The 23,125-nt window shown below is 70.7% G+C and carries 22 protein-coding genes and 3 pseudogenes; 12 read left to right on the top strand and 13 right to left on the bottom strand.

Features of this window, described 5'->3' with window-relative positions; genetic code table 11:
- Nucleotides 1-92 precede the first annotated feature (92 nt).
- From ACFYR3_RS22430 to ACFYR3_RS22420, 3 genes and pseudogenes are all read right to left on the bottom strand, one after another.
- A complete protein-coding gene (locus tag ACFYR3_RS22430) occupies nucleotides 93-434 on the bottom strand; it encodes a hypothetical protein (RefSeq protein ID WP_389284485.1) in 342 nt (113 codons plus the stop codon).
- A gap of 564 nt (nucleotides 435-998) precedes the next feature.
- Nucleotides 999-1,452 (bottom strand): annotated as a pseudogene (locus ACFYR3_RS22425) (site-specific integrase); the annotation flags it as partial.
- Between the two features lie 16 nt (nucleotides 1,453-1,468).
- Nucleotides 1,469-1,648 (bottom strand): annotated as a pseudogene (locus tag ACFYR3_RS22420) (conjugal transfer protein TraS); the annotation flags it as partial.
- Nucleotides 1,649-1,965: 317 nt separating this feature from the next.
- Here ACFYR3_RS22420 and ACFYR3_RS22415 point away from each other — a divergent pair.
- Nucleotides 1,966-2,991: a hypothetical protein gene (locus ACFYR3_RS22415; protein WP_389284483.1), complete on the top strand. Its 1,026-nt coding sequence runs from the start codon at nucleotides 1,966-1,968 to the stop codon at nucleotides 2,989-2,991.
- Between the two features lie 574 nt (nucleotides 2,992-3,565).
- Here ACFYR3_RS22415 and ACFYR3_RS22410 read toward each other — a convergent pair.
- Entirely contained in the window at nucleotides 3,566-4,474 is a 909-nt protein-coding gene (locus tag ACFYR3_RS22410) for a PhzF family phenazine biosynthesis protein (protein ID WP_389284481.1), read from the bottom strand.
- A 502-nt stretch (nucleotides 4,475-4,976) separates the two neighbouring features.
- Nucleotides 4,977-6,104, bottom strand: a complete 1,128-nt coding sequence (locus ACFYR3_RS22405) for a Ku protein (RefSeq protein ID WP_355844421.1) — start codon at nucleotides 6,102-6,104, stop codon at nucleotides 4,977-4,979.
- A gap of 52 nt (nucleotides 6,105-6,156) precedes the next feature.
- On the opposite strand from ACFYR3_RS22405, the gene ligD reads away from it, so the two are divergent.
- Nucleotides 6,157-7,038, top strand: coding sequence for a non-homologous end-joining DNA ligase (gene ligD / locus ACFYR3_RS22400; RefSeq protein WP_355844424.1), 882 nt, complete (start codon nucleotides 6,157-6,159; stop codon nucleotides 7,036-7,038).
- Between the two features lie 71 nt (nucleotides 7,039-7,109).
- On the opposite strand, the gene ACFYR3_RS22395 is transcribed toward ligD, so the two are convergent.
- Nucleotides 7,110-7,913 (bottom strand): nuclease-related domain-containing protein, encoded by an 804-nt coding sequence (locus ACFYR3_RS22395; protein WP_389284479.1) that lies wholly within the window; start codon nucleotides 7,911-7,913, stop codon nucleotides 7,110-7,112.
- 99 nt (nucleotides 7,914-8,012) lie between these two features.
- Here ACFYR3_RS22395 and ACFYR3_RS22390 point away from each other — a divergent pair, with 99 nt between their 5' ends.
- The 5 genes from ACFYR3_RS22390 to ACFYR3_RS22370 all read left to right on the top strand — a co-directional run bounded on the left by ACFYR3_RS22390 (nucleotide 8,013) and on the right by ACFYR3_RS22370 (nucleotide 12,977).
- A complete protein-coding gene (locus tag ACFYR3_RS22390; RefSeq protein WP_355844430.1) occupies nucleotides 8,013-8,519 on the top strand; it encodes a dual specificity protein phosphatase family protein in 507 nt (168 codons plus the stop codon).
- A 340-nt stretch (nucleotides 8,520-8,859) separates the two neighbouring features.
- Complete coding sequence (locus ACFYR3_RS22385; protein WP_355844433.1) at nucleotides 8,860-9,462, top strand: SH3 domain-containing protein; 603 nt, start codon at nucleotides 8,860-8,862, stop codon at nucleotides 9,460-9,462.
- Nucleotides 9,463-9,547: 85 nt separating this feature from the next.
- Nucleotides 9,548-10,924 (top strand): FtsW/RodA/SpoVE family cell cycle protein, encoded by a 1,377-nt coding sequence (locus ACFYR3_RS22380; protein WP_355844436.1) that lies wholly within the window; start codon nucleotides 9,548-9,550, stop codon nucleotides 10,922-10,924.
- On the top strand, nucleotides 10,921-12,378 hold the full coding sequence (locus ACFYR3_RS22375) for a penicillin-binding transpeptidase domain-containing protein (RefSeq protein ID WP_389284476.1): 1,458 nt from the start codon (nucleotides 10,921-10,923) through the stop codon (nucleotides 12,376-12,378). Before ACFYR3_RS22380 ends, ACFYR3_RS22375 begins: the two co-directional genes overlap by 4 nt.
- A gap of 125 nt (nucleotides 12,379-12,503) precedes the next feature.
- Complete coding sequence (locus ACFYR3_RS22370; protein WP_355844442.1) at nucleotides 12,504-12,977, top strand: DUF3291 domain-containing protein; 474 nt, start codon at nucleotides 12,504-12,506, stop codon at nucleotides 12,975-12,977.
- Here the strand turns inward: ACFYR3_RS22370 and ACFYR3_RS22365 are convergent.
- Together ACFYR3_RS22365 and ACFYR3_RS22360 are read right to left on the bottom strand one after the other, a co-directional pair.
- On the bottom strand, nucleotides 12,974-13,873 hold the full coding sequence (locus ACFYR3_RS22365) for an ADP-ribosylglycohydrolase family protein (RefSeq protein ID WP_355844445.1): 900 nt from the start codon (nucleotides 13,871-13,873) through the stop codon (nucleotides 12,974-12,976). The two genes, ACFYR3_RS22370 and ACFYR3_RS22365, sit on opposite strands and share 4 nt — an antisense overlap.
- Nucleotides 13,874-13,993: 120 nt before the next feature.
- On the bottom strand, nucleotides 13,994-15,100 hold the full coding sequence (locus ACFYR3_RS22360; protein WP_355844448.1) for a ferritin-like domain-containing protein: 1,107 nt from the start codon (nucleotides 15,098-15,100) through the stop codon (nucleotides 13,994-13,996).
- 140 nt (nucleotides 15,101-15,240) lie between these two features.
- Here ACFYR3_RS22360 and ACFYR3_RS22355 point away from each other — a divergent pair, with 140 nt between their 5' ends.
- The 4 genes from ACFYR3_RS22355 (at nucleotide 15,241) to ACFYR3_RS22340 (ending at nucleotide 19,154) form a co-directional block, all read left to right on the top strand.
- On the top strand, nucleotides 15,241-16,170 hold the full coding sequence (locus ACFYR3_RS22355; protein WP_389284473.1) for a diiron oxygenase: 930 nt from the start codon (nucleotides 15,241-15,243) through the stop codon (nucleotides 16,168-16,170).
- Between the two features lie 660 nt (nucleotides 16,171-16,830).
- Complete coding sequence (locus ACFYR3_RS22350; RefSeq protein ID WP_356786293.1) at nucleotides 16,831-17,556, top strand: TetR/AcrR family transcriptional regulator; 726 nt, start codon at nucleotides 16,831-16,833, stop codon at nucleotides 17,554-17,556.
- Nucleotides 17,557-17,566: 10 nt separating this feature from the next.
- A complete protein-coding gene (locus tag ACFYR3_RS22345) occupies nucleotides 17,567-17,887 on the top strand; it encodes a hypothetical protein (RefSeq protein ID WP_355844457.1) in 321 nt (106 codons plus the stop codon).
- A gap of 109 nt (nucleotides 17,888-17,996) precedes the next feature.
- Entirely contained in the window at nucleotides 17,997-19,154 is a 1,158-nt protein-coding gene (locus tag ACFYR3_RS22340; RefSeq protein ID WP_389284471.1) for an NlpC/P60 family protein, read from the top strand.
- Here ACFYR3_RS22340 and ACFYR3_RS22335 read toward each other — a convergent pair.
- Genes ACFYR3_RS22335 through ACFYR3_RS22315 form a run of 5 tightly spaced genes read right to left on the bottom strand, consistent with a single transcriptional unit; the run spans nucleotide 19,118 to nucleotide 22,504 of the window.
- On the bottom strand, nucleotides 19,118-20,380 hold the full coding sequence (locus ACFYR3_RS22335) for a styrene monooxygenase/indole monooxygenase family protein (RefSeq protein WP_355844463.1): 1,263 nt from the start codon (nucleotides 20,378-20,380) through the stop codon (nucleotides 19,118-19,120). The genes ACFYR3_RS22340 and ACFYR3_RS22335 overlap by 37 nt on opposite strands.
- A 37-nt stretch (nucleotides 20,381-20,417) precedes the next feature.
- Complete coding sequence (locus tag ACFYR3_RS22330) at nucleotides 20,418-21,056, bottom strand: ATP/GTP-binding protein (protein ID WP_355844466.1); 639 nt, start codon at nucleotides 21,054-21,056, stop codon at nucleotides 20,418-20,420.
- A complete protein-coding gene (locus ACFYR3_RS22325; RefSeq protein ID WP_355844469.1) occupies nucleotides 21,037-21,447 on the bottom strand; it encodes a DUF742 domain-containing protein in 411 nt (136 codons plus the stop codon). The genes ACFYR3_RS22330 and ACFYR3_RS22325 overlap by 20 nt, the downstream gene beginning before the upstream one ends.
- Nucleotides 21,447-21,947 carry a roadblock/LC7 domain-containing protein gene (locus ACFYR3_RS22320; RefSeq protein ID WP_355844472.1) on the bottom strand — a complete coding sequence of 167 codons (501 nt, stop codon included), beginning with the start codon at nucleotides 21,945-21,947 and terminating at the stop codon, nucleotides 21,447-21,449. The genes ACFYR3_RS22325 and ACFYR3_RS22320 overlap by 1 nt, the downstream gene beginning before the upstream one ends.
- Nucleotides 21,944-22,504 carry a hypothetical protein gene (locus ACFYR3_RS22315; protein ID WP_389284468.1) on the bottom strand — a complete coding sequence of 187 codons (561 nt, stop codon included), beginning with the start codon at nucleotides 22,502-22,504 and terminating at the stop codon, nucleotides 21,944-21,946. Before ACFYR3_RS22315 ends, ACFYR3_RS22320 begins: the two co-directional genes overlap by 4 nt.
- A gap of 184 nt (nucleotides 22,505-22,688) precedes the next feature.
- On the opposite strand from ACFYR3_RS22315, the pseudogene ACFYR3_RS22310 reads away from it, so the two are divergent.
- Nucleotides 22,689-23,125: pseudogene (locus ACFYR3_RS22310) on the top strand (hypothetical protein); the annotation flags it as partial.

The following is a 23,125-nucleotide window of genomic DNA, read 5'->3' as shown; positions in this document are numbered from 1 at the left end:
ACTGAACTTCCTACGCTTCTGTGCCACGTGCTCTCTCCACCGTTCTGGACTTCAATCCTATGGGGACCGCTGTCCGAGAACCTCGGGGCGCCTCAGACTTCTAATTGCGTAGCCTGGTTCCGCTCCACTTTGGTGTTGTCGAGCAGGGTGGTGCTGCGCGGCCCGTTGTAGATGGCGCCTCCCTGCTGTGCCGCGCTGTCCCGCAGATCGCTGTCATGGACTTCGAGGGTGCTGCCCTGGTTGACGTAGACGGCGCCTCCGTTGTTCGCCGTGCTGTTGGTCACGACGCTGCGCCGGAGGATGAGCGTCGCTCCGTCGGTGGGCAGGTAGGTGCCGGCGTAGTCGAGGTAGCCGCCACCGGTCGCTGTGACACCGTCGACGGTCAGGTGCCCATTGGGACCGTCGATCTCCGCGATGCGGAAGCCATCGGGCAACGTCGGGGTCCCGTCGGATGGTGGTGTTCTGACCCAGCAGGGTGACGGTGCCCGTGATCTGCGGCAGGGCGTTGGCGCCGAGCCCCCCGGTCGACGCCGGAGTCGTGACGTTGTAGACGCATTTGGGCGCGAGCCGAATGGTGTGCGGCCCGGTGTTGTTGTTCGCGGCGACGATCGCGTTGTTGAGCGCGCTGACATCACACGGGATGGACACCTGGGGCTCCGCGCTTGCCCTGCTTCCCATGCCGAGCACAGCCACAATCGGCACAGCCAAGGCCACGGCGCTGAGTTGACGTCTGAGCATTTCTTCTCCAGATCGCAGCGCGTAATCAATTGATCACTTTCAGTGACCAGGACCAGTTTTCCGTGGGCCCACAACCTGTCATTCGCGGCAAACGCAGGACCGGCAACCGGGTATCGACGCGACAGCCACGGCTTCCAACGCGTCCCAGTGGGCATGCGCGGTCGGCGCGCGGGCGAGCGCAGCAGCGGCGGTTTCGCAGGCCGAAGGCTGATGGGCGGCGGGTGGGTACGAAGATGGTGACGGCAGGATCGTGCCCTCAGTCACTCGTGCTCGCGAAGCAGGTCCTCGATGCGCCGGTTGGCGACGTCCTGCCTTCCGTCGAGACACCTCGCGTAGCGGGTCAGCAGGACCTCGACGCTATTGCCGACGTGCTCGGCCACCTCTGTAGGGTCGACGCCCGCGTTGAGCCACGTCGACAGGGCCGAGTGACGAAGGTCGTACGGGCGGCTCGCGAGCGGCGAAGTCGCGGCGGCCGGCGGAAGGGCCGGGAGCCGGGCCTCCTGCCACACGCGGTGGTACGTCGAGGACGGAACGACGGAACCCTTCTCACTGAAGACGAGCCGCCCGTCGTCCGCCGTGCCGAAGGTGGCCAGGTGTTCGCGGAGCACGGTGACGGGTGGGCGGGATGGGCACCCGCCGAACGTCATCAGCGGGCCGGTTCTTCAGACCACGGTAGTCATGGGTCTCCCCCGAGTCCGTCCGTTGCCTTCCCATTGGGTCACCGTCCCCCGCGTCGTTCCTCGTCCTTGCGGCTTGCCACGAGGAAGAGTTCGGCCACCTCGTCGACGAACAGCACGATCGGCGGCGGCCGTTCGCCGTCCGGAAGGCCCCACACGTCAGAGGTGATCTCCTCGTCGGGCGTGCCGGGCGCGATGCCCTGGCGTGCCTTGATCAAGTCGTAGTGATCCTCGGATCCTCTCTCTGTCGAATCCAAGCGAACTGGATGGAAGTAGTCAGCATGGCCGTCACACGCGCCTCTGTCTCTTGCCGAGAACCGGCGTATGGGCGTGCGGTCCGTGGCTGACGCACAGGCGCGTACGCCCCGGCTGTACCGACGCACGGACGATGGCTGCCCTCAGCACGAATGCCCAAGCCAAGGCCCCGCGCCCGGTCCAACCAGAATGCGCATGCGCCAGTGTGCCCATTGGTGTCGCGGCGTCAGAAAACGGTGGGAGAGTACAGCCCCAACACACCTTCTTCACAGGTACTTCGCGAGGAGAGCACTCGATGAGATCAGGCGTCGTCGCCGTGGTCGTGGCCAGTTGTGGCACTTTCCTCTCGGCCTGCGCGTCGACACCCGCACCGGTTGCCGCGCCGGATGTCGGTCCGCTCTCCTCGCCGATGCCGGCCGCGAGCAGCACCGCAGCCGCGGCAGAGGGTGCCTGCACGATCCACCTGTACGGGCACGCCGCCCGCGCCGAGGTACGCAGCGGTGGGGCATCCGATCCGGCGGACGAGTGCCGCAGCCTGGCCTCGTCTCTGTCTCAGGGCGGTGACTTCTGGACCACGCAGGCCGTCGCCGCACAGGGAATCGTGCCCGAGGTGTGCGCCGTGCAGAAGGGGGGCCTCGTGGTCGTGGTCCGCGACACCAACGCCCAGATATTCGGGCAGAACGTGTGCAGCGCACTGGTGCAAGGCGGCTGGACTGAAGATGCGCAGGCTGAGCACAGCGCGCAGCAGCAGGACCAGCAGACGGCGCGTGCCGGCGCCCAGGCCAGCGCGCGGGCAGCGGACCAGAGGGCCGCCAAGGAGGCGCTCGCCACCCTCCGGGACTCCAACCGCGCCTTCACCAACGCCAAGTCGGTGCGCGGTGACCTCACGACGGCCGTCAAGGACCTGGCCCAGTTGCGCAAAGACGCCAAGGGCGGCAACGGCGAGGACTGCTACAACGTGGAGTACGTCGTCGGTTACGACGCGGAGTACGTCGTCGGCTACGACGTCACGAGCACGGCCAGCTACGACGTCGACCAGGAGCAGCAGGGCATCAAGCAACTGCGCTCCAGGATCACCGACCTGAAGGACGCGCAGGCGGCCCTCACTGCCGACGGGCTGCCCGCACTGCCCGACGCCGGCACGGCCATCGCCACAGCCGAGGCCCACCTCACCACGGCGATCACCACGACGAACAAGACCATCGACGACCTCAACGCCGACATGAAGACCGCCTACACCATCGCCAACACACTCGGCACCGGCGACTGCGCCGACAGCGGCCCCGGCGAGGTACCGCAAGGGCTGTCGCACATCTCCTGAACGAGGGAGACCGTCCCGGGCCTGCCCGCCTCCGGTGGCGTACCGGGGGCGTCGGCGCAGCCGTGCATCCACTCCGCGTACAGCAGGCCGCGTTGCTCGGATTCTCGTTCGGAACGGCTATCGCGATAGTGATGCGCAGGCCGAGGAGAAAAGGGGACAGCAGGTTGATCCGAGCGTACGATCCGCGGCGCCGGCTCAATGACTATCGGTGACCGCCGGTGACTACCGGGCGGCATGCCGCATAACGTTGCATCCCCCTTGTGTCGTAGGGCTGTTCCTGACCTCGGCGTCAACACGCCGGGGGATCTCACCGGGGGCGCGCATCGGGGTGTCTGCGGACTGCGTCGCCGTGGGGTTGTCTGGCGACGAGGGCTGACGCCCGGGCTCGTACGACTCGTCGCGGGACCTGCGGCCCGGGTCCGTCACCACGATGTACCGGGAGGGAGATCCCCTCCCGGAGAACAACACGGCACGGATCGAGGTAGCGGCGCGGTAGGGCGGTAGGAGCGCCGGCGGCGGCGAAAGGGCTTCGCAAAGCCGGGCCCGGCACGGCCGGCCGGAACGCGTGCTCTCGTCAGACCCCCGGCGTGTTCCTCTCGTGGTCGACGCTTGCCGTTCCGCCCAGTTGGATTCGTGGTCCCCGGGTGCCGGAGTGGGCCGTGGCTGTGATGGTGGCGGGGCTGCCCAGTGCGTCGCCCATGTCGATGGTGAGCTGGGCGATGCCCCGGCCGACCAGGTGCGCGGCCAGGCAGGCGCTGCTGTTGGCGTTGGCGATGTCCTCCGGGACGCCGATCGACGGTGCGAACATGCGGGCCGCCAGGGAGCCGGAGAGTGACGGCGGGGAGTAGACGTACGCGCCCAGCAGCCCGAACCGGTCGCAGGCGGCGCGGAGCCGGTCGAGGTCCGGGGTCAGTGCGGCGAGCGCCGCGCGGTCGGGAACGGGGACCAGGAGCCGCTCCCTTCCCATCGCCGCCACACGTACGTCGCGGCCGGACGAGTCCGGGCCGGACTCGTCCTGCACCACGCCCAGGGCGGGCAGGGCGAGGGCGCGCTCGGCTTCGGTCGGTTCGCGCAGGGCCACGGGGCCGGGATCGAACGCGGCGGCGAGGTGCGCCCCACGCGGTTCGGACCAGCCGTCGAAGACTCGCCTCGCTGTCCGGAGGGTGGCTCGGTAGGGCTCCGGGGCACCGTTCCGCGGCGCGTGGTGCGCGAGGTACGCCAGCGCGGCGACCGTCCCGTGGCCGCAGGCCGGCAACTCTCCCTCCGCGGTGAAGAAGCGCAGGTCCACCGTCGGTTCGCGGGTCTCGCCCGGGTGCAGGCGGACGTAGACGGCGTGCGAGGTGCCCGCCTCCACCGGCACCCGGCGCCGTTCCGCGTCGCTCAGGTTCAGATGCGCTTCCTCCAGCACCACGGCGGTGGGGCTTCCGCCCGCGCCGTCGCGCAGGCAGGCATGGACGAGTGTCACGGGCGGCGGCGCGCTCATCGGCCGTGCCCTGGTCGGCGGCTGGGGCGACGGCCGGGGGGCTCGCGCAGTTGCGCGCATCGTCCCGGCGTTGCCGGCCACTCGTATCGTCCTGGCATCCCGAGCAACTCCTCGCATCGCTCCTGCCCCTCGGGCGCCTCGCATCGCCCCGGCCGGCCGGGGGACGTCACGGGCGATGTCCGCGCACCGCAGTCGCCGCGGGCTCCCCCGGCGTCTCCCGCCTCGGTCCCTTCTTGTCCTCCAGTGTGGCGTAGTCATGCCGCGTCCCGTTCCGCGATGTGGGCCCCCCTCCCGCCAACCACCTTGTAATTAAGGTGAGTTCGGCCATCAGCCCGCCCGCACCGCCCGCATGGGGCCTTCCCGCCGGGGATCGGCACAGTGCCGGGACGCCGGGCGTGAGGGGCAGCAGCCCGCCCATCGCCGGTCCCCGCGGGAAGGCCCGGGAGACCGGGGCGGCGTACCCCTCCGTCTCCCGGGCCGGCACACGAGTTCAGGGCATCGGTCAGGCGGACGCCCGTTTGCGCGGGGCCGTCTTCTTCGTGGGCGTCTTCTTGGCGGCGGTCTTCTTGGCCGCCGCCGGGGAGGCTGCCGTGCCCCCGGCCGACTTCGCGGCGGTCCTGCCGGTCGTCTTGGCGGCTGTCTTCGCGGTCGACTTCCTCGCGGTCGACTTCTTCGCCGCGGCCTTCTTGGCCGCCGGCTTCTTCGCCGTGGACGTCGACTTCTTCCCGCCGACTTCCTTCGGCGCCGTACCGGTCGACCGGCGGGCGGCGGTCTTGCGGGCAGGCAGCGGGGTGACCTCGGCGTCCTCACCACCGGTCCCGGTGGCCTCCGCGGCCCCCTCGCCCCGCGACTCCTTGGCCGAGCGCACGCTCTTTTCCAGGGCCGCCATCAGGTCCAGCACCTTGCCACCGGTCTTCTCCCCGGAGGGCGCGGCGGGTGCCTCGTGCCCCTCGGCCTTGGCGGTGACGAGTTCCTCGACGGCCTCGCGGTAGTCGTCGTGCAGGTCTTCGAGGTCGACCTCGCCGAGGGTGTCCATCAGGGCGTCGGCCAGGTCGAGTTCCTTGTCGCGGACCGTGACGGCAGCGTCCGGGGCGACCTCGTCGGTGGCGCGGATCTCGTCCGGCCAGAGCAGGCCGTGCATGGCGATGACGTCGTCGACGACGCGCAGCATGCCGAGCCGCTCCCGCCCGCGCAGCGCGAACTTCGCCACGGCGACCTTCTGGCTGCGTTTGAGGGCCTCGCGCAGCAGGACGTACGGTTTGGCGGCCGGGACGCCGTTCGCGGCCAGGTAGTACGCCGTGTCCATCTGGAGCGGGTCGATCCGGTCCGCCGGGACGAAGGCCACGATCTCGATGGTCCGGGCGGTCGGGATGGGCAGCGAGGCCAGGTCCTCGTCCGTGATCGGGATCAGCGTGCCGTCCGCGTCCTCGTACGCCTTCCCGATCTCCGCGGTCGAGACCTCGCTGTCCTCCAGCTCGCAGACCTTGCGGTAGCGGATGCGGCCGCCGTCGTCGAGGTGGATCTGGCGGAAGGAGATCGCATGGCTCTCCGTGGCGTTCACGACCTTGATGGGGATGCTCACCAGGCCGAAGGAGATGGCGCCGTTCCAGATGGATCGCACGTGCAGCACCCTTCCGATCACTTTTAGCGATTTTGTGCCGTTTTCGTGGGATTGTCATGGTATGACGCCGATCACGGAGGTGGAGGGCAGAAGGCTCGCGCTCACCAATCTCGACAAGGTCCTGCATCCGGCCACCGGCTTCACCAAGGGCGAGGTGCTGCACTACTACGCCACGGTCGCGGACGTGCTGCTCCCCCATCTGCGGGACCGGCCGGTCTCCTTCCTGCGCTACCCCGACGGGCCGGAAGGGCAGCTCTTCTTCACCAAGAACGTGCCGCCCGGTACGCCCGCCTGGGTCACCACGGCCGAGGTCCCGCGCACCGAGGGGCCCGCGCGCATGGTCCTCGTCCAGGACCTGGCCTCACTCATATGGGCGGCGAACCTTGTGACGGAGTTCCATACGCCGCAGTGGACGATCGGCACGCCCGGGATCGCCGACCGGATCGTCTTCGACCTCGATCCGGGGGCGCCGGCGACGGTCGTGGAGTGCTGCGAGGTGGCGTTGTGGCTGCGCGAGCGGCTGGCCGGCGACGGGATCGAGGCGTACGCGAAGTCGTCCGGGTCGAAGGGGCTGCACCTGCTGGCCGCCGTCGCGCCGACGCCGTCCGCCGACGTCAGCGCGTACGCGAAGGAGCTGGCCGTGGAGGCGGAGAAGGCGCTGCCCCGCCAGGTCGTGCACCGGATGACGCGGAGCCTGCGGCCCGGAAAGGTGTTCGTCGACTGGAGCCAGAACGCCGGTCGCAAGACGACCGCCACTCCCTACACGCTACGGGCGCGGACGGAGCCGACGGTCTCGGCGCCCGTGACGTGGGAGGAGGTCGAGGGGTGCGGGTCGCCGGACCGGCTGGTCTTTCGGGCACCGGACATCGCGCCCCGCGTGCAGGACTTCGGGGACCTGCTGGCCCCGCTGTTCGACCCGGAGCTCGCGGGTCCGCTGCCATGAGCACCAGGGCGCGAGCCCGCTGCCCTGAACGGCGCGGCCAAGGGCGCGGGCGGGCAGCACCCGGTTCACCTTCACAACCGCAGCCAGGTGTGCCGGTCGCGGGCCATCGCGTGCAGGGCCTCGACGTCCGCCGGCTTGAGCACCCCGCCGCGCCGGGCGAGGCCCGCGAGGTCGGTGTCCCGCAGGACGCGGACCTCGCGCGGGGGCGCCGGTGTGTCGAGGCGGGCGGGGCCGACCACGGCGAGGACCGCGTGGACCTCGGCCGTCAGGGCATGGGACGCGCGGCCGGCGTCGGCGCGGACCCGGCGGAGCAGCGGGCGCGGTTCGCGGCGGCCGACGGTGACCATCGGGTCGGCGACCAGGACGCGCTGCTTGCGGGCGTACAGAGCGTGTACGCAGAAGAGGCCGGCCGGGCCGATCACCAGATGGTGGATGCGGTCGCCGCCGGGGAGCGCGACCGAGTGCAGGGTGTGCCAGCCGCCTCCCTCCAGCTGGTCGAGGGCCGCGCCGACGGCCTGCTCGGCGGCGAGCGCGCGGCGGCGCGGGTCGGGGCGCAGCCGGTGCGCCGGACCCGGGTCACGGTCGAGGTCGATCACCAGGGCCTCGCCGGGCCGGTTCGGCGCGAGGTCGTCGTCCGGGTGAAGGGTCAGACGGGCCAGTTCGGCCGGGGTCGGCACGGGCGGCGGCCCGACGGTCACCGGGCCGGTCAGGAACGGGCCCAGCACATCGAGCACGTCCTCGCGCCGGTCCTCGCTGAGCAGATTGACCCTGGCTGTCTCACGGTCGTACCAGGCGACGCTTCTCCCGTCGGTCAGGCACACGTACAGGCGCTCCTGTCCGTGCCGCCAGGCCGGTACGACGCGCAGTCCGTTCATGCACCATCACCCCATGACCATGGGAACAGGCGGGGTGCTCCAGGGGCAAGAACCCGGTTACCTTTGGCAGGAGTTGGGGGAGTTGGGTGGGAGGCGCCGTTGCGGACTCGTAGAAGGTATCCGGATGTTCCGGCCCCGGACAGCCCGTGGAGTGAGATCGTGCCCGGCCTGTGGATGGGCGGCCATGAGTTCGCGGGGCGTTCGGGGCAGCCCGAATCCGCCGTCGTACACGATGAGTTCGACCTTGTCCTGACGCTTCTGCGACTGCCTGGGTACGGGCCCGACCCGGGGGTCGAGCACCATGTGTGGCCGATACCGGACGGGCCGTTGGACGGTACGCAGCTGACGGGGGTCATGCGGCTCGCGCGGGCCGCCGACGACGCGCTGGAGGACGGGCGCCGGGTGCTCGTCCGCTGCTATCACGGGTACAACCGCTCGGGACTGGTCGTCGCGCACGCGCTCACGCTGGCGGGGCACACCGCCGAGGACGCGATACGGCTGATCAGGGCCCGGCGCTCGCCCTGGGCGCTGCACAACGAGCTGTTCGTGGAGTACCTGCGGGCCGGGCTCACGACGGCACGTCTCCTCGAAGAACTCGCGGAATAAGGGAGCAGGATCCGAGTCGAGTCGAGCCGAGCCGAGCCGTCGGGGGCATTCCCTCCGCCGTCGGCCCGACCGGGCTGTGGCCGCGGTTGCCGCCCGTCGACGCCCGCGATCGACTACGGCGAGGCGGCCTGACCGTCACGCCCGGCCAGGCGGAGGTCCTGGGCGCGCGTCCGGCGTTCGCCGACGCCCCGGACGGCGGAACGGTGGCGACGCTGACGCTGCCTCAGCGCGGGCGGGAGGAGCCGGGCAGCTCCGATGGCGGAGTGTGACCTGCGCTCCCAGGCTCCCGATCCTAATCTGGCGGTAAGTCAGGTTCGCCCCCTTTCTGGAGGAGCCCTCCATGTCCCTGCGGTCCACATACACCCGAATCGGTATGGCCCTCGCCGCCGGCAGCCTTGTCGCCCTCGCCGGTGCCACCCCCGCCCTCGCCGACGGAGAGGGCGGCACCGGAAGCAGTGACAATCAGCAGTGGAGCAACGGTGGCGGCGCCGACAGTCACCAATGGAGCAATGGCGGGGGCGGGGGCGGCAGCGACGGCCGCGAGCAGGGCAGCGGTGGGGGCGGCGACGGCGGTGACAGCGGCCAGACGTGGAACAACGGGGGCGGCGGTGACAGTCACACGTGGAACAACGGCGGTGGCGGTGGTGACGGGCGTGAGCCGGCGAACGGGAACGGCAGGGGCGACGGCCTCGGCCAGAACAACCCGCGTCTGTACCAGGGCAGGATCACCGCCCGCGGCGGGCTGGCCCTGCGCAGCTCCCCGACCCGCGGCAGCCAGCTGATCCGGGTGGCGCGGCAGGGCGAGATCGTCTCCATCTTCTGCAAGACGCCGGGCCAGACCGTCGAGGGCAACCCGCTCTGGTACCTCCTCACGGACGGCACCTGGGCCTGGGGCGCCGCGCGCTTCATCGACAACATCGGCCCGTCCCCCCGCTGGTGCTGACACCCCCGAGAACGAACCGGACCGGACCGGCCTGTCCGTCATCACACAACGGGACATCGGGTCGCCCGCTTGCTACGTTCCGGACATGATCCAGCCCGGAATGTCCGGAACGGCCGTGGCGGCGGACCCGGCCCCTCCCGCCGAACGCCTGCCCAGGCGCCGGGGCATCGAGCTCACTCTCATCGTCGTCGCCGTCCTGCTCTGCGTGTACGGCTACTGCGCTGTCGGTCTGGCCAGGAACGGCACCGTCCCGCCCGGCGCCGCCGGTTACGGCGCCGGGCTCGGCGTGCTCGCGCTGCTCGCCCATGTCGCCGTGCGCCTGAGGGCCCCGTACGCCGATCCCCTGCTGCTGCCCATCGCCGTCCTCCTCAACGGCCTGGGCCTGGTGCTGATCTACCGGCTCGACCTGGAGACCCCGGCCGACCAGGCGGCGCCCATCCAACTCATCTGGTCGACACTCGGCGTCGCGTTCTTCATCGTCGTCGTGCTCTTCCTGCGCGACCACCGCGTCCTCCAGCGCTACACCTACGTCTCGGTGGTCGGCGCGCTCGCCCTGCTCGTCCTGCCGATCTTCTTCCCGGCGGTGAACGGCGCCCGCATCTGGATCCGGATCGCCGGATTCTCGATCCAGCCGGGCGAGTTCGCGAAGGTGCTGCTCGCGGTCTTCTTCGCCGGCTACCTCGCCGCCAACCGCAACGCGCTCGCCTACAGCGGCCGCCAGATCTGGCGGTTCCGGTGGCTCCAGCTGCCCACCGGCCGCGTACTCGGCCCGATCGTCGCGATCTGGCTGCTGAGCGTCCTGGTCCTGGTCCTGGAGCGGGACCTCGGAACCTCGCTGCTCTTCTTCGGCCTGTTCGTGATCCTGCTCTACGTCGCCACCGGCCGCACCGGCTGGACCGCGGTGGGGCTGCTGCTGGCCTGTGTCGGCGCGGTCGCCGTCGGCCGTCTCGAACCGCATGTGCACAGCCGGGTGCAGGACTGGCTGGACCCCTTCGCCTCGATCACCGCGGGCCAGGGCCCCAACCAACTCGCCCAGTCCCTCTTCGCGTTCGCCGCCGGCGGCCTGCTCGGCACCGGCCTCGGGCTCGGGCACTCGATCCTGATCGGCTTCGCCGCCAAGTCCGACTTCATCCTGGCGACCGCGGGTGAGGAGCTCGGGCTGATCGGTCTGTCCGCGATCTTCGTCCTCTACGCCCTCCTCGTGGAACGCGGCTACCGCGCGGGCCTGGCACTGCGCGACCCCTTCGGCCGGCTGCTCGCGATCGGCCTCGCCTCGATCGTGGCCCTCCAGGTGTTCGTCATCGCGGGCGGCGTGACCGGCCTGATCCCGCTGACCGGCATGGCGATGCCCTTCCTCGCGCAGGGCGGCTCCTCGGTCGTCACCAACTGGATCATCGTGGCGCTGCTGATCCGGATCAGCGACTGCGCCCGCGGTCAGTACGACGGGACACCGGCGCCATGACCAAGTACATCCGCCGGGCCATCGGACTGTGCGCCGTGCTGCTGGTGGCCCTCCTGGTCAACGCCGCCCGCGTCCAGGTCGTCCAGGCTCCGTCGTACGACCACAACCCCGCCAACCGCCGTCTGGCCATCGCCCGTTACGGACAGCCGCGCGGCGACATCGTCGTGGACGGCCGGACGGTCACCGGCTCCAAGGACACCGGCGAGCAGCTCCGCTACGAACGGACGTACCGGGACGGCCCGTTGTACGCGCCCGTCACCGGCTTCGCCTCGCAGCTGTACGGGGCGACGCTGCTGGAGGGCACCGAGGACGGCGTCCTCTCCGGCGCCGACCCGATGCTCGACCCGTTCCCCCTGCTGAACGGCCTCACCCGGGCCCGGAACCCCGGCGGAAAGGTCGTCACCACACTCAACTCGGCGGCGCAGCGCGCGGCTTATGAGGGGCTCGGCCGCCGCCGGGGCGCGGTCGCTGCGATCGAGCCGTCCACCGGCCGGATCCTGGCACTGGTCTCCACGCCGTCGTACGATCCCGCGCGGCTCTCCGGGACGGGGCCGTCCGTGTCCGAAGCGTGGGCGCGGCTGAACGGGCAGGCCGACAAGCCGATGCTCAACCGGGCGATCCGGCAGACGTATCCGCCGGGGTCGACGTTCAAGGTGCTGACCGCCGCGGCGGCGCTGGACTCGGGCGTGGTGGACGACGTGGACGAGCCGACCACATCGCCGAACCCCTACCGGCTCCCCGGCACCACGACGAGGCTCACGAACGAGATCGAGGGCTGCGAGGACGCCTCCCTGCGCTACGCCTTCACCTGGTCCTGCAACACGGTCTTCGCGAAACTGGGCGTGGACGTCGGGCTCGACGACATGACGAGGACGGCGGCGAACTTCGGCTTCAACGACCGCAAGCTGCGCATCCCCTTCTCGGTGGCGCCCAGCAACTTCGATCTGCGTCTCGACAAGGCGCAGTTGGCGCTCTCCTCCATCGGTCAGTTCGACACCCGCGCGACTCCGCTGCAGATGGCGATGATCTCGGCGGTCGTCGCGGGCGACGGGACGGTCAGGACGCCGTACCTGGTGGAGCGGACCACCGCACGGGGTGGCAGGACGCTGGCCACGACCGGCCCGCGGACCCTCCACCAGGCGATGAGCGCGTCGACGGCGCAGCACATGCGCGAGCTGATGACCGACGTGGTGGAGAAGGGCACGGGAACCGTGGCCGCCATCCCCGGCGCCACCGTCGGCGGAAAGACCGGCACCGCCCAGCACGGCATCGGCAACTCCGGTACTCCGTACGCCTGGTTCATCTCCTGGGCCCGGGCCGACGACTCCATGCAGCCCGCGGTGGCCGTCGCGGTCGTCGTCGAGGACGCGGCGGCGGACCGGGGGGACATCACCGGCGGCGGGTTCGCGGGGCCGATCGCCCGGGCGGTGATGGAGGCGGTGCTGGGGTCGTGAGGGAGGTGGGTCAGGGGTGGGCCGGGGGTGGATGAGGGGCCGCGCGAGGGGGCACGCGAGGGGGCGTTCTCTCACTGCGTGAGACGGGGGTGTGGCCGTCGCCCCGGCCGACCTAGCGTTCGGTCATGACTGAGTCGACAGCCCCGTACGAGCTCGCACAGGTCAATGTCGCCCGCCTCAAGGCACCTTTGGACTCACCCCGGTTGAAGGACTTCGTCGAAGCCCTCGACCCCGTGAACGCCGTCGCGGACGCGGCGGACGGATTCGTCTGGCGTCTGCAGAGCGACTCCGGCAACGCCACGGACGTTCCCGTCCTCGGCGACGACTGGCTGATCGTCAACATGTCCACCTGGCGCGACACGAACGCGCTGACGGCGTTCATGTACCAGGGCCGACACCGTGAGCTGATGGCGCGGCGCCGTGATTTCTTCGAGCGCCTGGAGGAGGCGGTGACCACACTGTGGTGGGTCCCCTCCGGCCATCGCCCCACCGTCCCGGAGGCCGAGTCCCGACTGCTGCATCTGCGCGAACACGGGCCCACCCAGCAGGCGTTCACCTTGCGGACGTCGTTCCCGCCGGGGACGGCGGAAGGGTCCTAGGCGCTCCCGGGCACCGCTTCCCTGCGGTGCAGCCAGTCGGCGGCGACCGTGTCGACGCCGGTGCGGGCGGCCACGATTCCGCCGGTGATCGCGCAGGTCGTGTCGACGTCGCCGAAGCCCTCGGCGGTGCTCCAGAGCGCCGCGGTCAGATCGTCGGGGTGACGGGCGGCGCACCAGACGGCGAAGGGAACGGTGTCGTCGGCCCGGATGCGCCCGCCGTTGCCCAGGATGTCCGAGGCCTTCCACGGAGCGGTCGAGAAGGGGAGGTCGGCCGCCCTTTCGAGGCCGTCCCGCACGGCGCTCCGCGGGGTCGCCGACGCGACGGCGGCGAGGTCCTGCCCGCCTCGCGCGGACAACGCGGCGGCCGTCGCCACCGCGACGGCGCCCGCGATGCCCTCCGGATGCGCGTGCGTCACCTCGGCCGACAGCGCGGCCTGCTCGGCGACGGCCGGCAGACTCGCGTGGAACCACGCCCCGAGCGGAGCGACCCGCATCGCCGCGCCGTTGCCCAGGCTGCCCTCGCCGTCGAACAGTCCGCGCGCCAACTCCGGCCAGCGGTGCGGTTCCTGGAGCAGCCGGGGAAGGAGTTCGTGCATGCCGTAGCCGTAGCCGCGGGCCGGGTCCGCGTCGTAGCCGAGCCCGAATGTCTGGGCCAGTTCGGTCTGCCGGATCTCGCCGTGCTCGTCGAGGACCCGGATGATACCGAGCGCCATCGCCGTGTCGTCCGTCCAGTGCCAGGTGGGCTCCTGCGGGGTGCGCCGGGCGCGGATCTCCTCGTAGGCCTGGAGCCGGTCTCTGAAGAGCGGGAACCAGCGCTCCCCGAACGCGTCACCGAGGGCCAGGCCTTCGAGACTGCGTCGGGCGGCCGTGCGGTTCGGGGTGATCGGCTGGGTCATGGGGTGATGATGCCGGGCGGGGTGCGGTACGGGCGAGGCGTTTTCGGCCGCGTTTGCGGGGGCGGGCAGGGCGCCCCTGGACCCCGTTGTCACGGGGCCCAGGGCTCGCAGACCCGGCGCCTACTGGGCTGTGCCCTCTTCGATCATGTCCTCGATCTCCGCCAGGCGTTCCCGCTCCTCGGTCGCGAACCGCTGCGCGTCCAGTTGTTCGGCGATCTCCTCGTCCTGGGCCATCAGGAGGTCCAGGTTGGAGTTGCCCATGTCGAAGACGCCCATGTCCACGTAGGCCCGCTGGAGGCGTTCGCCCCACAGGCCGATGTCCTTGACGCAGGGGACGATGCGGCTGAAGAGCAACTGGCGGAAGAGGTGCAGGAATTCGGACTGTTCGCTGAACTCCTCGGCTTCCGCCTTGGGGATGCCGAAGTTCTCCAGGACCTCGACGCCGCGCAGCCTGTCCCGCATCAAGTAGCAGCCCTCGATGACGAATTCCTCGCGTTCGCGGAGTTCGGCGTCGGAGAGCTGCTTGTAGTAGTCGCGCAGGGCCATGCGGCCGAAGGCGACATGGCGCGCCTCGTCCTGCATCACATAGGCCAGGATCTGCTTCGGCAGCGGCTTGTCGGTGGTGTCCCTGATCATCCCGAAGGCGGCCAGGGCCAGGCCCTCGATCAGGACCTGCATGCCCAGGTAGGGCATGTCCCAGCGGGAGTCGCGGAGGGTGTCGCCGAGAAGGGACCGGAGGTTGTCGTTGATCGGGTAGACCATGCCGATCTTCTCGTGCAGGAAGCGGGTGTAGACCTCCGCGTGCCGGGCCTCGTCCATGGTCTGGGTGGCCGAGTAGAACTTGGCGTCCAGGTCGGGGACCGATTCGACGATCCTCGCCGCGCAGATCATGGCGCCCTGTTCGCCGTGCAGGAACTGGCTGAACTGCCAGGAGGCGTAGTGCTTGCGCAGTTCGGCCTTGTCCCGGTCGGTCATCTTCGCCCAGTACGGGGTGCCGTACAGGGTCATCGCCTCGTCGGGGGTACCGAGCGGATCGCCGGGGTCGACGTCCAGGCCCCAGTCGATGCGCTTCTGGCCGTCCCACTGCTTGTCCTTGCCCTTCTGGTAGAGGGCGAGCAGCCGGTCACGACCGTCGTCGTACTCCCAGTTGAAGCGGGCCGCCCCCGAGGCCGGTATCTGCCAGAGGGGATCTCCCGAGTCCGCGGCGTACAGCTCATGCGTCGGCATATCTCGCAGACTCACACGAAGTAGACACGTCGTCAACAAGTCCGGCACAGGGGATTGACGAGCTTGCTGACAAGCAGTCTCATAAGTGGTGACCGCCGGTAACCCCTGAAGTGATCCCGTACGACGAGGTGGGAACAGCCATGACGACGGTGCCCGAAGCCGATGTGCTCCGTGACGCGCTCGGTCTGCTCAAGGACCGGGAGCAGGTGGCCGAGCGCCTCCTCGACTCCTCCGCCAAGCACTCCTTCGACCCCGACAAGGAGCTCGACTGGGACGCGCCCTTCGAGGAGGGCAAGTGGTTCTGGCCGCCCGAGCTGGTGTCGCTGTACGACACCCCGCTGTGGCGGCGGATGAGCGAGGAGCAGCGGATCGCCCTGTCCCAGCACGAGGCGGCCGCGCTGGCCTCGCTGGGCATCTGGTTCGAGATCATCCTGATGCAGCTGTTGGTGCGGCACATCTACGACAAGGCGGCGACGAGCGCGCATGTGCGGTACGCGCTGACCGAGATCGAGGACGAGTGCCGGCACTCGAAGATGTTCGCCCGGCTGATCACGCGCGGGGGCACCCCGTACTACCCGGTGAGCCGGGCGCATCTCAATCTCGGGCGGGTGTTCAAGACCATCTCGACCACGCCGGGTTCCTTCACGGCCACGCTGCTCGGTGAGGAGATCCTCGACTGGATGCAGCGGCTTACGTTCCCGGACGAGCGGGTGCAGACCCTCGTCCGGGGGGTCACGCGGATCCATGTGGTGGAGGAGGCGCGGCATGTCCGTTACGCCCGGGAGGAGTTGCGGCGGCAGATGGTTTCCGCGCCGCGGTGGTCGCAGGAGTTCACCCGGATCACCTCGGGCGAGTTCGCCCGCGTCTTCTCGGTGGCCTTCGTCAACCCCGAGGTCTACACGAACGTCGGACTCGACAAGCGCGAGGCCCTGGCCCAGGTGAAGGCCAGTGGGCACCGGCGGGACGTGATGCAGACCGGGGCCAGGAAGCTGACGGACTTCCTGGACGACATCGGGGTGCTGCGGGGGGCGGGGCGGCGGCTGTGGAAGGCGTCGGGGCTGCTGGCCTGAGGTGGTCCTGCATGTCGTGTCGGGCTCGGCTGCGGACTCGGCTGAGGTTTCGGGGCAGGGCCCGGCTCGGCTGGGGCGCCGAGGTCCCGGGGCGGGCGGGGCGCCGAGGTCCCGGGGCGGGCGGGGCCGCGCCGGTACATCCGCCCGCATCCGAACGGATCCGAACGGCGTTCCAAGTGGTCGCGGATTGTGATCCGCCCGGATGCGGGCATTCGATGTACCGGCACGTCCCCTCGCGTTGTCCGGCGGCTGCCGCTGCGTGGGGGCTCGCGTGCCGGCAGGACCTCCCTCGTCCGCCCCGGAGTGGGGGCTCGCGTGCCGGCAGGACCTTCCTCGTCCGCCCCTGAGTGAGGGCTCGCGTGCCGGCAGGACCTCCCTCGTCCGCCCCTGAGTGAGGGCTCGCGTGCCGGCAGGACCTTCCTCGTCCGCCCCTGAGTGGGGGCTCGCGTGCCGGCAGGACCTTCCTCGTCCGCCCCTGGGTGGGGGCTCGATCAGCGGGCCGGCCGTCCTTCGCCCGTCGCTCCGTGGGGGGCTTGGGGGCTCGCGTGCCGGGTGGGCCGTTGTGCGTCCGGGTTGTACGGGGATGTGTCCGGTGGACGAGGTGGTATCCGTCCTGCGTTGTTCGGGGGGCCGTGTGGGTAGGCGGTTACGCTGCCCGGCATGACCTCGCAGGCTTCCACCCCCGCCTACCGTCGGCTCAGTGTCGAGGAGCGGCGCAGTCAGCTGCTCGAAGCCGCGCTGTCCCTGTTCGCCCAGCGGGTGCCCGAGGAGGTCTCGCTGGACGATGTGGCGGAGGCGGCCGGGGTGTCGCGGCCGCTCGTCTACCGGTATTTCCCGGGCGGCAAGCAGCAGTTGTACGAGGCTGCCCTGCGGTCCGCCGCCGACGAGCTGGAGCACTGCTTCGCGGAGCCGCCGGAGGGGCCGCTCACCGAGCGGCTCTCCCGGGCCCTCGACCGGTATCTCGCGTTCGTGGACCAGCACGACGCCGGGTTCAGCGCGCTGCTGCAGGGCGGGAGCGTCATCGAGACCTCTCGGACCACGGCCATAGTCGACGGGGTCCGCAGGGCCGCGGCGGAGCACATTCTCGATCATCTGGCGGTGAAGGATCCCGGGCCCCGGCTGCGGATGACCGTACGGATGTGGATCACGGCCGTGGAGGCCGCCTCGCTGATCTGGCTCGACGAGGACAAGGAACCGCCGCTGGACGAGCTGCGGGACTGGCTCGTCGAGCAGTTCGTGGCGGCACTCGTGGCGAGCGCGGGGAGCGATCCGCAGACCGCGGCGGTGGTCCGGGCCTCGCTCGCGATGGAGAGCGCCGACGGCATCGCCGGGGCGCTGGTCCGCCGGGTGCTGCCCGTTGTCGAGGATGCGGCCCACCTGCTGTGACACTGGTCCGGTGAAGAGCGAAGACACCCCCTTTGTCGGCGGCCCGCTGGACGGGCGTGTGATGCCCGTTCTGCTCGGGATCACCGGTCACCCGCCGAAGACGTACCGGATTCCGGTGCCCGACCCGGACGGCGGCAGGCCCACCGTGCTGGTCTACCGGCGCGTCCAGGCGGCCACCAGCAAACGGCTCGGGCTCCACAAGGGGTGGAAGTACGAGTACGACCCCGAGGGCGACGCGTCGGGGCGCCGGTTCACGTTGCCCTGGTCCCCGGGCACGCACAAGCGCGGGGGCAGCGGCGGCACCACGCCGGACGGCAACGCCGACGAGTGACCTTGTTGGGCCGAAGTGGTCACCCGGCGCGCGCGAGAGACGCCCTGGGCCGATCCTGCCGGTGCGAGACGGGTGGTCGACGGACCACCCCGGTACCGGAGGTGATGACGTGTCAGGAAGGCTTCTGCGTCTGGTGTGTACGGGAGCGGTGGCAGCCGGGGTGCTGCTCTCGCCCACACCCGCCGCGGCCGCCCCGGAGCCCGGCCAGGGTTCCGGGTCCGACGCCCAGCGGTCCGTGACCTCGTTGCTGACGGATCTTCAGCGGGCCTACCGGGACGCCGAACGCGCCACCGAGACGTACAACGGCACGGCCGAGAAACTGAAGAAGCAGCGCGCCGAGGTCGCCAGGCTCGACGCCGGCCTCGCCAGGGCCCGTCTCTCGCTGCAGGACAGCCGCGGCGCAGCGGGGCGGCTGGCCCGGCAGCAGTACCAGAGCAGCGACGACCTCTCCACGTACGTGAAGCTCCTGCTCGCCCGGGATCCGCAGCACGCCCTGGACCAGGGGCACCTGATCGGTCAGCTGTCGCTGGAGCGGGCCGAGACCGTGCGGCGGGTCGCGGGCGGCGAGAGGCGCACGGACGTGCTCGCGCGTGCGGCCCGCAAGGCACTGGACGGTCAGCTCTCCCTCGCCGAACGGCAGAAGAAGGAGCGGGACGCGGTGCGCAAGCGGCTCGACGACGTCCAGCAGTTGCTCGCCTCGCTGTCCGCCGAGCAGATCGCCGAACTGGACAGGTTCGAGAAGTCGGGGACGGCCACGGCGCAGAAGAAGGTCATGGCCTCCGGCGCGCTCAGCAGCGCGCGGCCGCCCACACAGGAGGGCGAGGAGGCGTTGCGCTACGCCGTCGACCAGATCGGGAAGCCGTACGAGTGGGGCGCGGAGGGTCCGGCGGCCTACGACTGCTCGGGGCTGACGTCACAGGCCTGGGACCGGGCCGGCCGACCCGTCCCCCGCACCAGCCAGGAGCAGTGGGCCCAGCTCCCCAGAATCCCGCTGAGCAAGCTGCGTCCCGGCGATCTGGTGATCTACTTCCCCGAGGCCACGCACGTCGCCATCTACCTGGGCGACGGGATGGTCGTGCAGGCGCCGCGGCCCGGAGCGACGATCAAGGTGTCCCCCATCGCGGCGAACCCGCTCCTCGGCGCGGTGCGCCCGGATCCGGACGGAGAGCCCCTGCGGCAGTACACGCCGCCGAAGCTCCCCGCACACGCCACCGAAGGAACCGACGAGGGCTACGCCTCGGTCGCGCCGGTGACCGACGCCAGGTAGGCGGCCGTCTTGTCCGGCTCGAAGAAGAAGTTCTCGAAGTCGGCCGGGTTGTTGAAGCCGTTGGCGAACCGGTCGGCGACGGGCGGGAGTTGGCCCGCCGCGCCGATCAGGTTGAGCACATGCTCCGGCGGGACGCCCAGCATCGCGTTGGTCCACTTGGTGACGTGCTGCGCGGTGTCCCAGTAGCGATCGAACGTCGCCTGCATCCACTCCTCGTCGAAGGGCTTGTCGCCCTGCTCGACGATCGAGGCGAGGTAGGCGGCGGCGCACTTGGAGGCCGAGTTGGAGCCCTGACCGGTGATCGGGTCGTTGGCCACGACCACGTCGGCGACGCCGAGGACCAGCCCGCCGCCGGGGAGACGGCCGATCGGGTTGCGGACGGTGGGGGCGTACCGCCCGGACAACGTGCCACCCGCGTCGGTCAGTTCGACGTTGGTGGCCCGCGCGTACTCCCAGGGCGTGAACCGCTCCATGAGTTCCAGGGTCAGGGAGAGGTGCTCACCGGGGTCCTTGACGCCGTTGAAGACGTCGAGCGGACCGCCGGGTACGCCCTCCCAGAAAAGGATGTCGGCGCGACCCGAGGTGGTGAGGGTCGGCATGATGAACAGCTCGCCGACGCCGGGGACCAGGTTGCAGCGGACCGCGTCGTAGTCGGGGTGCTCCGGGCGCGGGCCAAGACCGTGGACGTAGGACACCGCGAGGGCGCGCTGCGGCTCGGTGTACGGGGAACGGGCGGCGTCGCGGCCGAACATCGCGACGAGTTCGCCCTTGCCCGCAGAGACGAGGACCAGGTCGTACGCGCGGGAGAAGTAGTCGAGGTCGGAGACCGCCGCGCCGTGGATGACCAGTTGGCCACCGCGCTGCGCGAACGTCTCCATCCAGCCCGCCATCTTGACCCGCTGGTCGACCGACTGGGCGTACCCGTCGAGCTTGCCGACCCAGTCGATGGCGCGCTGCGAGGGGCCGGGGTCGAAGGAGCCGGGGACCGCGACCGAGACGCCGAGCCCCTCGATCTTCGGGGCCTGGGACTCCCAGAAGTTCAGCTGGAGATCGCGCTCGTGCTGGAGCGCCGTGTCGAACATGCACTGCGTCGACATGACCCGGCCGGCACGGATCTCGTCCGCCGTCCGGTTCGACATCAGGGTGACCTCGTACCCGTTCGACTGGAGTCCGAGGGCGAGCTGGAGTCCGGACTGGCCGGCTCCGACGACGAGTATCTTCCGCATGCGGGTTGCTTCTCCTAGGCCTAGGACTCAGGCGTCCCTATTCGGGGCTGACTTCGAGCGCGTGGCCGACCAGGGCGAGGAGGGTCTCGACGACCGAGATCCGGCGGCGCGCGTCCATGATCATGACAGGTATGTGTGAAGGCACCGTGAGGGCTTCGCGCACGTCGTCCGGCTCGAACTCGTCGCTGCCGTCGAAGTGGTTGACGGCGACGACGTACGGCAGTCCGCAGCTCTCGAAGTAGTCGAGCGCCGGGAAGCAGTCCGAGAGGCGGCGGGTGTCGGCGAGGACCACCGCGCCGATCGCGCCGCGTACCAGGTCGTCCCACATGAACCAGAACCGCTGCTGGCCCGGCGTACCGAAGAGGTAGAGCACCAGGTCGTCGTCGAGCGTGATGCGGCCGAAGTCCATGGCCACGGTGGTGGTCAGCTTTTCCGGCGTACCCGTGAGGTCGTCGGTTTCCTCGCTGGCCTGGGTCATCAGCGCCTCCGTCTGGAGAGGCGTGATCTCCGAGACGGCCGTGACGAGGGTGGTCTTGCCGACGCCGAAGCCGCCCGCCACCACGATCTTCGTGGCGATCGGCGCGCGCGTGCGGTCCGTCTGCCAGGCCTGCAGATTCTCCTCTTCGTCGAGGAGGGGGGCGACGCCAGGTTCGGCGTCAGAGACGACGGAGTCCACTCAGCACCCTTTCCAGCAGAGCGCGGTCCGGCTGTCCCGGGCCGTGACCTGTTCCGTACACACGGATCTTTCCCTGGTCCGCCAGGTCGCTCAGGAGCACTCGGACCACTCCGAGCGGCATCCTGAGGAGGGCGGCGATCTCGGCCACCGTACGCATCCGGCGGCAGAGTTCGACAATGGCCCGCATCTCCGGCATGACCCGGTGGGTGAGCGATCCGTTGGTCAGTTCCTTGCGCTCCTCCGGGGCCTCCAGCGCGGCCACGAAGGTCTCCACCAGCAGGACGTGGCCGAAGCGCGTACGTCCGCCGGTGAGCGAGTAGGGGCGTACGCGGGCGGGCTTGCGGTCGCCGCCGCGCACCGGGAGCTTCTGGACGCCGTTCGCTACGGTCATCAGGCGCTCCCGAGAGCGTCGGCCTCGAGGGATTTTCGGAGCTCGATACGCAGCTCGGGGGTCAGGACGTGTCCTGCCCGGCCGACGAAGAGCGCCATGTGGTACGCCACCACGCTCATGTCGCAGTCCGGGGAGCCGTGCACTCCGAGCAGCGAACCGTCACTGATCGCCATGACGAAGAGGCTGCCCTCGTCCATCGCGACCATGGTCTGCTTCACGCCGCCGCCGTCCATCAGCTTGGCGGCGCCGATGGTGAGGCTGCCGATGCCGGAGACGATGGTGGCGAGGTCCGCCGCGGAGCCCTTGGGGCCGGTCGGCCTGGTGCTCTCGGCCGTCCTCGCCTCGGCGTTGCGGCCGGGGTCGGAGGAGAGCAGCAGCAGCCCGTCGGAGGAGACGACCGCGACCGACAGGAGGCCCGGCACCTCCTCGACGAGATTGGTCAGCAGCCAGTGCAGGTTACGAGCTTCACTGCTCAGGCCGAAGGTACTGGTCGCGGTCAACTGCTTGCCTCCTCGACTGTGCCCCCCGATGCTTCTACGTCCTGTGCGTCGATCTGGTGCGCGGTGGGCGCGGGTCCTGCGGGCGCGTGTGCGGGTGCAGGTGCGTGTGCGGGTACCGACGGGGTCTGCCCTTCGGGCGTGGGGGTCTCCGCCGTCCGGTCGGCGATCTCCGCCTCCACGTCGCGACGGCCTTCGATCGCGCCCCGGTGGAACCCGCCCAGCCTGCGGCGCAGGGCATCGGCGTCCACGCCGCCCACGCGGGGCCGCGGGGCGGCGGCGGGAGCGGAGATCTTCGGCGTCCGTTTGGGCAGGCCCTTGTCGGTGAGCCGGGGGTGCTCATCGGGGGCACGCTCGTGGCTGTCGGGGCCGATGGCGTAGGGGTCGGTGGCCGGACCTGCGGACAGGTCGGCGGCCGAACCTGCGGACAGGTCCGCCGCCGGAGCCGGCTCGGTGCCCGACGAGAGCTCCGCGGCCGGAGCGGGCTCCGCACCCGCCTTGCCTGGCTGGGAACCGGCCCCGGTGACACCGGGGGCCGTCCCGGCCGCGCGGGCGGTCACCCCGTCTGCGCCGGGGACCATCCCGTCGGCGCGGGGGGTTGTCTCGGCTGCGCCAGGGACCATCCCGTCGGCGCGGGGGGTTGTCCCACCTGCGCCAGGGAGCATCCCATCGGCGCGGGGGGTTGTCTCGGCTGCGCCAGGGACCATCCCGTCGGCACTGGGGGCCGTCTCGTCTGCGACGGGGGTGGATGGCCCGCCGAAGCCGGGGGCCGGCTCGTCGAGGGCTCCGGCCACCTCCGGGGAAACCGGGGCGGGCTCGACGAAGTCGGAACCGGAACTGGGGGCCGACTCAGGAGCCCCGAAGACAGAAGCCGACTCAGGAGACCCGAAGGCGGGCGCCGGCTCGGCCGACCCGAAGGCCGGAGCCGACTCAGGAGACCCGAAGGCGGGCGCCGACTCAGGAGACCCGAAGGCGGGCGCCGGCTCGGCCGACCCGAAGGCCGGAGCCGACTCAGGAGACCCGAAGGCGGGCGCCGACTCGGCCGACCCGAAGGCGGGTGCCGCGGTCGTCGCCGTGGAGTCGGACGGCGTCTCGGCGAAGTCCGTTGCGGGGGCGGCCAGTTCGAAGGGCTCCGGTGCGGGGGCCGGCAGCTCGAAGGACTCCGCTGCGGAGGATCCCGG

It is taken from the genome of Streptomyces sp. NPDC005784 (assembly GCF_042871525.1).
GTDB lineage: Bacteria > Actinomycetota > Actinomycetes > Streptomycetales > Streptomycetaceae > Streptomyces.
Note: the sequence above shows the minus strand (reverse complement) of the source record. Positions and strands in the feature narration are given on the sequence as shown.